Annotated in this window: 3 protein-coding genes; 1 reads left to right on the top strand and 2 read right to left on the bottom strand. The window is 35.1% G+C overall.

Annotation, left to right across the window (positions count from 1 at the left end; all coding sequences use genetic code 11):
* Nucleotides 1-166: 166 nt before the first annotated feature.
* A complete protein-coding gene (locus BLR65_RS30325) occupies nucleotides 167-334 on the bottom strand; it encodes a hypothetical protein (protein WP_169716785.1) in 168 nt (55 codons plus the stop codon).
* A complete protein-coding gene (locus BLR65_RS31975) occupies nucleotides 331-501 on the bottom strand; it encodes a diguanylate cyclase domain-containing protein (protein ID WP_143122712.1) in 171 nt (56 codons plus the stop codon). Before BLR65_RS31975 ends, BLR65_RS30325 begins: the two co-directional genes overlap by 4 nt.
* Nucleotides 502-675: 174 nt before the next feature.
* Here BLR65_RS31975 and BLR65_RS28805 point away from each other — a divergent pair, with 174 nt between their 5' ends.
* Complete coding sequence (locus BLR65_RS28805; RefSeq protein WP_093798277.1) at nucleotides 676-1,002, top strand: helix-turn-helix domain-containing protein; 327 nt, start codon at nucleotides 676-678, stop codon at nucleotides 1,000-1,002.
* Nucleotides 1,003-1,477 lie beyond the last annotated feature (475 nt).

The following is a 1,477-nucleotide window of genomic DNA, read 5'->3' as shown; positions in this document are numbered from 1 at the left end:
GCTGATTAATAGTCAATGAACGGTAACATGAGACCAACCATATTTATTCCGCTTACCACTATAAGGCGGTGCAATGTGTCTCCGATTAAGATTTATGGCTATTTCTAACGTACTCATTCCCAATATATATTTATCTATAGATACAAGGGAACTGTTTCCTCCTTTTCTACTGCCGGAACAATAAAAATTCTTCCAAAACTTTTTCAAGTCTTTGGGCAATATCTGTTATATCTTTTCCTGCTTTATTCTGCCGATCAAATTCATCAGATAATTCCCGGATTCTCTCATATAAGTTAGTTTCTTGTTCTTTAAAGTTTAGGCCCTTAATTTTCACAAGCCATTTACCATAACAATCACATTCTTTCGTTCCTTGGTTTTATACAAAGCTTGATCGGCTCTTACCAAAAGATCTTTGAAATCTTGGGTTTGTTCTAATGAGATAATCCCACTGCTTATCGTTAAGTGATTTGTAAGTATGAAACATGCATGATTGTAAAACACTTAGACTTGCCCCCTCTATTTGCCAGAATACAAGAGAGGTCACCAAATATCAAAAACCAATTTCCACACTTAAAATTAATCCATTAATTAATTTTAACTTATAACTTAATTTTAAGCAATAACTATATGTAAACATTTTTTTGCCATTGATATAGTTAAGCTAGGTGATGTTGTATGTATATTGACTACCATGCCATTGGGCAGCGAATAAAAAAAATACGCAAACAAAAACATTTTACACAAGAAAAGCTTGCTGAGAATCTGGAAGTTTCTACCGTCTATATAAGCCAAGTAGAAAACGGTAAAACGAAACTCAGTCTGGAAATGCTAATACGCATAGCAAGTCTGCTAGACACTGATCCAGGCTACTTTATTACTGGTGTTTCCTACGCTACAAAAGATTATCTTAAATCTGATATAGCCCAGTTTCTTAAAGACTTCCCTCCGGAACAGCGCCAGCTAATAATTGATATAGCTAAACTTATTACTAAGTACAAATAACTTCTAAATAATGAAACAGCAATTAATGTAAATTCGAGAATACAAAAGGATACTAAGATTTTATAGATAAAAACTTCCAAGTGATATAAAATAAACGGCGATATCATACCTGATACTGTGATATCGTCGCAAAGTGTAGAAACCCCGCTATTAAGATATTTGAAGCGCCCCCTGTCAAGTAGACAGTAGAAAAAACAAAAGTTTTATGATGTCAATCTTTTTACAAAGGTTGGCATCATCATGGGGTCTTGGGGTCTTGGTGAGGTCTTGGGGTCAGGCTTGACTTATATTAAAATTGACTTATTTATTTAAATCACCTGTGATTGATCTGTAAAACTGCCTTGATTTGGGGCTAGTCGACGCACCATGGGGGATGCAGAGGGACGGTTATTGTGAAAACAACAGAGTCCCCGAAGCTAAAAAAAGGTATAACAAAATAGGCCTACAGTCTTAGGCAAATTTGTAGGGTACTTAT

Origin of the sequence: Sporomusa acidovorans, from assembly GCF_900101845.1 — a bacterium.
GTDB classification, from domain to species: domain Bacteria; phylum Bacillota; class Negativicutes; order Sporomusales; family Sporomusaceae; genus Sporomusa; species Sporomusa acidovorans.
Note: the sequence above shows the minus strand (reverse complement) of the source record. Positions and strands in the feature narration are given on the sequence as shown.